We start from the raw sequence: 6808 nt of genomic DNA, 5'->3' as shown, positions 1-6808 counted from the left end.
CCAATCCTCAAGGCCGCACTTCAAAACCATCGGACCGAGCAGCCAGCCTCCCATGCAGTTGACCGCTTGGCCGATGCTGCATAAGGTTCAACCAGCGACGCCAGCCTTGGCATTTTCAACAGAGTACGGGACATCCCCCGGCTGCGGATTTTTGTAGTTAGTGCTTCAGACTGTGATCTCGACTTCAAGTTGGTGTTTTCGGCTTAACGTTGCAATCCTCGCCCGCCAAGGAACCGTGAAGCTTGATGTTTCTCCGTCCCCTGATCAATGGCTGAAAGGCCGGGACGGGAAGTCGAAGACCCTTCAGCCGCCTGGTGTCAGGCCAGCATCACTGCGCGCTGGTTGACGTGAGCAACCTTCAGGATGGCCGCTTGACTCTTCCCAGGGCAAGAAGCGCTTCAACGATCTTCCGGGTCCGGTTGGTTACCGGCCGCGCCGCGCGAATGCGGCGGATGGAACGCGGCACCTCGCCTTTGAGAGCCGCCAGCAGAACGGCCTGATAGTGGTCGAAGAGCATGGGGCCACCCTCATAGGCCGGCTGCCACAACTCCCTGGCTTTCCAGGCGGATACGTCCTCGCGGCTTAGCGTCTTCAGGGCCCGCCGCACCCGGCGAAGCTCGACCGCGTCGGGCGGAGGTACGTCTAGATAGGTGTCGGCTGCAGCCTTGCCCGCCTTTCGGGTTTCGTGATCGATCGGCTTTTTCATCGGGCGTTGAGCTTCAGGGCCTTGCCAAGAATGGCCCGGATGGCTTCCGGCCGGGTAAGGCCAGTTTCTTGATTCTCAGTGAAGCGATCGAGCGCCGCGAGCATGTCGGGCTGAAGGCGAACGCCGACTAGCGTTCCCTTCCCGGTTGGCGCCGGGCCGCGCCGCTTCCTTGTTATCACAGTATCTTGCTTCGCCATAACAACTATGATAACACAGTTGCGGACCGGCAGGAAGGTGATGTTTCCTACCGGCCCTAACCATCGTCAACCTGTCATGGAGGTCAGCCAATGGCTGAGTGTCTCAATACCCCGATTCTGCCCCGTCGTACTGCGCTCGCAGGTCTTGCTGCGCTATCCACAGTGCCAGCGCTTGCGATGGCGGCTCCCACTGAGCCCATGGACGACCCCACTCCGAGAAACAATTGCAGCCTATCACGGTGGATATATCGCATTCTGTGCCGCGTCGGACGAAGAATGGGACACGGACGAGGGGCACGACGCCCTTGTTGAAAGGACCTACGGCCCAGCCTACGAAGCCTTGGGCAAATGGGGCCAACCCGCCACAACCCTGCAAGGCGCAATTGATGCCCTGCGGCTCGCGAAACAGGAGAGCGACGACATCATGGCGAGCCCGGTTGTCCCTGCAATGATCGCGGCGGTGATCGGCTATCTCGAAGCTGTCAGCAAGACCGGTGCGCAGGAGGTTGCCAATGTCTGACGCGTCGAATTTCTGGAAGGTCCTGGCCAGGTTCCGGATCGCTCAGGCTGAAGTCCACAAGCTGGAGTCCAGCGGGTATGATTCCGACGAGCCCATGTTTGAGGCAATGAAGAATCTCGACAACGCAACACTGGAAGTGTTGCAGACCCCTATCGGTGCCACCTGCCAGCTCATGCACAAATTCGAAGTGGTGGACTATCTCATCACTGAGGAAACGCTCGCAGGCAGATCGCCCATCAATTACCCGGTTCTCGCAATGGCTTCACTCAAGCGCGACTTGATGATGTTAAACCACCAGACGGTGACGCTGTGAGGCTATTGTAGCTTCTGGCCATGGGCATGGGGCTCACGATCAGGTTCTGGTGATTATTCTGCGGCTGCCATCTTTCTCCAGCTTACTTACAGGGTGGAAAAGTGGATGGCGCCACGGCAGCACTGAGAACTGCGACAAATAAAGCCCCGGCCTGACGAGGCCGGGGCTTCCATGGCGCTAAGCAGCTACCTTATAATTTCGTGGATCTGATCCATCAATCATGATTGGCTGTTGAACAGCGCTTGGAATTGACCAACTGCTGATCTCACTAACACCATCTTCGACATTCAGCTTCAACCGCTCAATGGCATGCAGCCTTACAAGCGTTTCTGCATTCGCATCAATGTCCGTTTCGCCGCGCTCCCACCGGCTTATTGTCAATGGCTCCCGATGAATCATGGCGGCAAGTTCTGCTTGAGTCATTCCCATCTCTGACCGCAGGAATCGCATTTCTCGACCGTTCATCATGTTCTTTCGAATAACAATGCCAGTGGCGATTGCGCGATGAAGGCCGTTCACGTTCGGGATACGAATAACCTCGTTTCCGGCGTCGTCGGACACGAACGTAACTCCGGCAATGAATATGTTATCGAGCCCACAGTCTGTGTACCTGTATTCGTTCATCGCACTCTCCTCGGCGCATACAAATCACTCGTCGCGCCACATAACCGTTACAATTTTGATTTCAGGAGGTTCTGCCCAAGGGATTGCGACCACGCGCACGACTCTCGCACCGGCGGGAGAAGTTGATTCTACCTTGTATTTGTAACATCCCTTTTGCGTAGCTGGTTCTGGGTCCTCATAGATAAACCCAAACTTCAACACGTGCAGGACCTCGCTGACAATCAAATCCCGCTCCCTCATTTGGGCTCGGGCATGACCTGTCAAATCAAGGGTCAGCTCACTATGTTGAGCAATGCTCCGAATGGCGTCTGTTGCATCAGCTGGCTTCCATTGTTGCTTTTTCTGACTAGCGCTTGATTGGCTCATGCGCTTTCACTTGTCATAATGATATGTAGTCTGCCTCTTAAATCTCAGCAACAAGTTAATTGTTCCAGCGAGTGCGGCAAAAACGTAACACCAGACTTACTATCATAGGTTGTGAAACTCGTCACCGCGGCCTCCGCTCATCCCCATGCGAAAACGGGTCATATCCCTCCGGTTGCCCCGGTTGCGGACGATCATAGAACGTCATCGGGTTGTAGTCTTCAGCATGGGTCGGACGATGGCGATATTCGCTGTCCTGCCGTGCCAATGCCGGAAACAGTGCCGCCAGCGCCCAGACCATGGCATCCAGCCGGTCCGGTGAACGATCACCGGTATAGCCTGCAGGACTCATCGCCAGCATCTGGTCTTCCAGCGCCGAGAACCGGCCCGCGAGCTTCACCTTGCCGGTTTCGAACAGTGCCGCAACCGGTGTTGCACGGACCGCCTTGCCCCGGCTGGCCTTGACTTCCCGGACCGGGATACCCGGCTTTGCGACCTGCAGAATCTCCCGCACCAGTGCCCCGCCGAAATTGGTTTCAGCAACCACGGCATCCGCGCCGAGCCGGTCGTAGGCATCAGCGACCACCTTGCCCCATTCCCGAGGCCCGTAGCGCCCGCTGAGGTCTTCAAGGACATAACCCTTCTGGTCACGGCCAAGACCGGTGACGACTATGCCGATCTCGTCGGACCGCTTGTCGGCAGGACCCGAACACCCGGACGGATCAACTCCAATGACGATCTGTGAGTATTCCGAAGGTGCATCCAGGCGGCGGCACTGGTCGAGCAATTCCGGACTCCACAGCGGGCTTTCGTTCTCGATCCCCCATTCACCGTCCAGGAAGCGCCTGCGTTCGCGTGATGGCAGGGCAGCCAGTTCCTCAAGAAAACCCTCGCCCAGGTTCTCCACGTTGTCTTGCGGGTTCAGCTTCACAGCCTGGTATGAAGCCGGATTCGGCAAGGGCTGCTTGCTCTCTGGATCAATCTTCTCGATGAACATCTTGTGCAGCCAGTGGCCGCGCGAAGGCGGATTGGCATCATAGTACATCTTGAGCGCCAGCGGCGTCCGCTGGGCCAGACGGGTTGCCGCCATGTTACGAGCACTCAGGGCGATCTGCGAAGCTTCGTTCAGATATATGCTACTGAACTCAAGGCCGAGAATGCGTTCCGTCCGTTCCTTGTCGTCCAGGCCGGAGAACACGATTTCGGACGTACCGCCGTCTCGGGCAGGAAGCGTATAAATCCAGTCGGACTTGTTCAGGGTGCAGTGGGGCACGAGGTCCGGAAAGCAGGTTTCCATGACTTTCGGCAGGGTGTCGAAGATGACCGAGTTTTTCACATGGTTGAAGGCGTGGCGCATGATAGCGTGACGGCTCTTGTGAGCCAGTGCACGGCAGACGATTGCAAAAACGATCAAGAAAGTCTTGCCACTTCGCGCGCCACCATAGAGAAGATTGTGGCGCACGTTGCCGCCGATGGCTTCCCAGGCGACTTTCTGCTTCCCCGTCATCACGAAGCGGGACTTTGAAGGTGCCTTGCCGTTGCCGGGTTTCATGCTGCGTCCTTTGAAGGCTTGTTGCCGTAAAGGACGCTTTCAACGCCATCAGGCAGGCTGATGTTGATCTGCACGGCAGACGATGGCCCCGCATTGTCAGTGAACATGCCCAACACCCGGCCCAGCTTTTCGAGGGCAGCAATCTTGTCATGCAGCTTGACGCGCACTGTTCCGCCCGTCTCCGTCACTGTCTGGGAAACTTCGGCCACGGCAGCCTTCTGGTCTTCGGTCAGATCGGCACTGGCCTTGATGACAAGGCCTCCCGGACCCCACTCAAAGTAGTCACCGGCATTGGCACGGGCGACCTTCGCCAGTTCATCCACGATGAAAGCCCGCGTGACGCCTGCACGTTCAGCCAGGGCATCGGCAATGGCCCTTGCCACATGCGGGCTCTTCTTCACTTTCACGGCCAGTTCATTGGCGGTCTTTGCGGAATACCCTGCGCGGCGGGCGGCAGCGGTCCCGTTCAGGTCAATCAGGTATTCCTGCACGAACCGGCGCTGCTTCGGCGTCAGCGGGTCCTTCTCGGGTAGCGCATCGGGAACAGCGTCTGCGGTCACTGCAGGAGCCTCCACAGTTCGCAGACAACGACGAGCGCCACAACGGCACCCTCAGGCGTCGGAAAGGCCCCTGAGAGCCTTCCGAGGCCCGCAGGCAGTGTTGCCAGCCCCTGCATGTCAGATGCCCTTGTGAAGGTCATCAGGAGGGCCGCCGAGTTCTGCCAAGCGTTCCACGACATCGGGACGGAAGCGCTGCAGCCGCTCGGTCAGGACGGCTTTCTTCGATCCGCTGCTACGGCCGATGACGCCCAAGGCATAGGCAAGCGCCGTTTCATAGTCGCGGCCCGGCGAACACTTGGACGGCTGACCATTGACAGATCGTGCCTGACAGAAACGTTCAAGTTGCCAATCATCAAGTACATGCATGGGTCGCGTCAGTTCATCATTGAGGCGTGGCTGATCGACATGGCCCGGCGTTGTGAGAACGTCGCCATGTTCGCGCCAGTAGTCGGCAATGCGGTCATCAATGGATGGTGCGGCGACCTGTTCGGGAGTGCCATCCATCAGGCCGCTTCCTTCTCGTGTTCGGGACCATCGCCGGGCTGCAACACCATCAGCCGTTCGAAGGCAGGCACCATCTTTGCCACCGGCTTGCCAGCCCCATAGGTCTGCAGGCCCGAGGCATAAAGCGCACTGACAAGGGTGCGGTGTGACCTGTTCTTGATGTAGTGCAGGATTTCAGTCGTCCATGACTTCGCAGTCAGCCATGAGCGGTTGACCGGGTTCATGCCGAGCGGGCGATACTTGTCCGCAAACTCAGTGGCAGCCGCGTCCATCTCTGCAAGCAGACCGTCAAAGGCAGCTTGGGCCTTGTCGATCTTCGCCGCTATCTTCACGAGGTTGGCATGATCGGCACGGGCATCGGCCAGGAGGGACGCACGGGCTTCGGCAGCCTCCCGCTTCTCACGCTCGATCCGGGTACGTTCGGCGGCCTGCGTGGCAGCATCAATGGCGGACACAGCGCGATCCAGTTCCGCCGTCGTAGCTTCAGCATCCCGCAACTCACGCTGCAGACTCATAACCTTGTCTTCGTCACCGGCAGCGAGGGCCTGGCCGAGGCGTTCGAGCAATGCCAGTTCAGCGGCCTTGGCGGTATCGAGGGATTCGAGAAGGGCGGTAGCGTCCATGGGGGTCCTCATTCGTCGCGGTAGGTTTCGTATCGAAGGTTCGGGATCAGGCTGACGGCGGCCTTGGCGGTTGCCATCGCAGTCAGCAGGGTTGTCAGTGCCGTGATTGCAGCGTCACCGGCGTCCGGATTGTCGAGGTCGGTTTCCGCAATGGCCTTCACGGCCTGCAGATTGGCCTTGAGGGCGGTTGCCGTCGTCGTGGCAGCATTGATCTGTGTGACCAGGATGCCTGCCTGTGAGCCTGCAAGCCGGGTCCCGTACACCACATCCAATTGGCGCTGACCTGCAAGGCGAAGTGCTTCGGGACCGTCCACCTGATCAGTGAGCGTCTGCTTTGCCGCCCGCACATCTTCGCCGCGACTGTCAGCGACAATGAGGGTACCGGCAGTGGCTTCAAGGGCTGCGAGGCTCATGCTGCCTCCTGAGGCGTGTTGCCGTCATTGGCAGTGAAGGGATCAATGCCGCGTGACCGAAGACCGGCCAGGATCATTTCGCGGGCCACACTCGTCACCGGCCTGAACTCCCGACCGGCAATGGCATTCAGCGCCTCATCCCATGTTGGAGGGATCGGCACCGCCAGAGTCCTCGAAAACCGTTCGCGCATGGCGATGTCTCACTGTAATGTTATAACGTCACATATATATGGAACAATACCAGAACATCTGCAAGAGTAATTGCACGAGAACCTGTTGAATCCACAGGATTGATACCAATCCGCGTTGAAGGTGACTCTGGGGCTTCACAAATCAGCTGTGAATTGATTCAAGGTGGGAAACAGGGAGCGATACCATGCCCGCCTTGCCACTCCGTACCGACTTTGACGCCAAGTCCTGCCGCCTGGCGGCC

Annotated in this window: 11 protein-coding genes; 2 read left to right on the top strand and 9 right to left on the bottom strand. The window is 58.4% G+C overall.

Going from position 1 to position 6808, the window contains the following annotated elements; all coding sequences use genetic code 11:
* Positions 1 to 358 precede the first annotated feature (358 nt).
* Complete coding sequence (locus ACEW8Q_RS05450) at positions 359 to 706, bottom strand: hypothetical protein (RefSeq protein ID WP_373503042.1); 348 nt, start codon at positions 704 to 706, stop codon at positions 359 to 361.
* A gap of 237 nt (positions 707 to 943) precedes the next feature.
* Between ACEW8Q_RS05450 and ACEW8Q_RS05445 the strand changes: the two genes are divergently transcribed.
* Both ACEW8Q_RS05445 and ACEW8Q_RS05440 read left to right on the top strand, forming a co-directional pair.
* The gene (locus ACEW8Q_RS05445; protein WP_373503041.1) at positions 944 to 1423 is read left to right on the top strand and encodes a hypothetical protein; all 480 of its coding nucleotides are present in this window, start codon (positions 944 to 946) and stop codon (positions 1421 to 1423) included.
* Entirely contained in the window at positions 1416 to 1736 is a 321-nt protein-coding gene (locus ACEW8Q_RS05440; protein ID WP_373503040.1) for a hypothetical protein, read from the top strand. The genes ACEW8Q_RS05445 and ACEW8Q_RS05440 overlap by 8 nt, the downstream gene beginning before the upstream one ends.
* A gap of 177 nt (positions 1737 to 1913) precedes the next feature.
* Here the strand turns inward: ACEW8Q_RS05440 and ACEW8Q_RS05435 are convergent, their stop codons facing one another.
* From ACEW8Q_RS05435 to ACEW8Q_RS05400, 8 genes are all read right to left on the bottom strand, one after another.
* Positions 1914 to 2297 (bottom strand): helix-turn-helix domain-containing protein, encoded by a 384-nt coding sequence (locus ACEW8Q_RS05435; RefSeq protein WP_373503039.1) that lies wholly within the window; start codon positions 2295 to 2297, stop codon positions 1914 to 1916.
* Between the two features lie 87 nt (positions 2298 to 2384).
* Positions 2385 to 2726, bottom strand: coding sequence for a DUF4258 domain-containing protein (locus tag ACEW8Q_RS05430; RefSeq protein WP_373503038.1), 342 nt, complete (start codon positions 2724 to 2726; stop codon positions 2385 to 2387).
* A 121-nt stretch (positions 2727 to 2847) separates the two neighbouring features.
* Entirely contained in the window at positions 2848 to 4275 is a 1428-nt protein-coding gene (locus tag ACEW8Q_RS05425; protein ID WP_373503037.1) for a phage terminase large subunit, read from the bottom strand.
* Positions 4272 to 4835, bottom strand: coding sequence for a terminase small subunit (locus ACEW8Q_RS05420; protein ID WP_373503036.1), 564 nt, complete (start codon positions 4833 to 4835; stop codon positions 4272 to 4274). Before ACEW8Q_RS05420 ends, ACEW8Q_RS05425 begins: the two co-directional genes overlap by 4 nt.
* Positions 4836 to 4952: 117 nt before the next feature.
* On the bottom strand, positions 4953 to 5339 hold the full coding sequence (locus tag ACEW8Q_RS05415; RefSeq protein ID WP_373503035.1) for a hypothetical protein: 387 nt from the start codon (positions 5337 to 5339) through the stop codon (positions 4953 to 4955).
* Entirely contained in the window at positions 5339 to 5962 is a 624-nt protein-coding gene (locus tag ACEW8Q_RS05410) for a hypothetical protein (RefSeq protein WP_373503034.1), read from the bottom strand. Before ACEW8Q_RS05410 ends, ACEW8Q_RS05415 begins: the two co-directional genes overlap by 1 nt.
* An 8-nt stretch (positions 5963 to 5970) precedes the next feature.
* Positions 5971 to 6375 (bottom strand): hypothetical protein, encoded by a 405-nt coding sequence (locus ACEW8Q_RS05405; protein WP_373503033.1) that lies wholly within the window; start codon positions 6373 to 6375, stop codon positions 5971 to 5973.
* The gene (locus ACEW8Q_RS05400; RefSeq protein ID WP_373503032.1) at positions 6372 to 6566 is read right to left on the bottom strand and encodes a hypothetical protein; all 195 of its coding nucleotides are present in this window, start codon (positions 6564 to 6566) and stop codon (positions 6372 to 6374) included. Before ACEW8Q_RS05400 ends, ACEW8Q_RS05405 begins: the two co-directional genes overlap by 4 nt.
* Positions 6567 to 6808: the final 242 nt, after the last annotated feature.

Source organism: Aestuariivirga sp. (assembly GCF_041738905.1).
Lineage (GTDB): Bacteria > Pseudomonadota > Alphaproteobacteria > Rhizobiales > Aestuariivirgaceae > Aestuariivirga.
Note: the sequence above shows the minus strand (reverse complement) of the source record. Positions and strands in the feature narration are given on the sequence as shown.

Coding starts and splice junctions, on each gene's coding strand:
- ACEW8Q_RS05445 (WP_373503041.1), top strand. CDS start 944: ATGTTTCCTACCGGCCCTAACCATCGTCAACCTGTCATGGAGGTCAGC.
- ACEW8Q_RS05430 (WP_373503038.1), bottom strand. CDS start 2,726: ATGAGCCAATCAAGCGCTAGTCAGAAAAAGCAACAATGGAAGCCAGCT.
- ACEW8Q_RS05410 (WP_373503034.1), bottom strand. CDS start 5,962: ATGGACGCTACCGCCCTTCTCGAATCCCTCGATACCGCCAAGGCCGCT.
- ACEW8Q_RS05450 (WP_373503042.1), bottom strand. CDS start 706: ATGAAAAAGCCGATCGATCACGAAACCCGAAAGGCGGGCAAGGCTGCA.
- ACEW8Q_RS05415 (WP_373503035.1), bottom strand. CDS start 5,339: ATGGATGGCACTCCCGAACAGGTCGCCGCACCATCCATTGATGACCGC.
- ACEW8Q_RS05400 (WP_373503032.1), bottom strand. CDS start 6,566: ATGCGCGAACGGTTTTCGAGGACTCTGGCGGTGCCGATCCCTCCAACA.
- ACEW8Q_RS05425 (WP_373503037.1), bottom strand. CDS start 4,275: ATGAAACCCGGCAACGGCAAGGCACCTTCAAAGTCCCGCTTCGTGATG.
- ACEW8Q_RS05440 (WP_373503040.1), top strand. CDS start 1,416: ATGTCTGACGCGTCGAATTTCTGGAAGGTCCTGGCCAGGTTCCGGATC.
- ACEW8Q_RS05405 (WP_373503033.1), bottom strand. CDS start 6,375: ATGAGCCTCGCAGCCCTTGAAGCCACTGCCGGTACCCTCATTGTCGCT.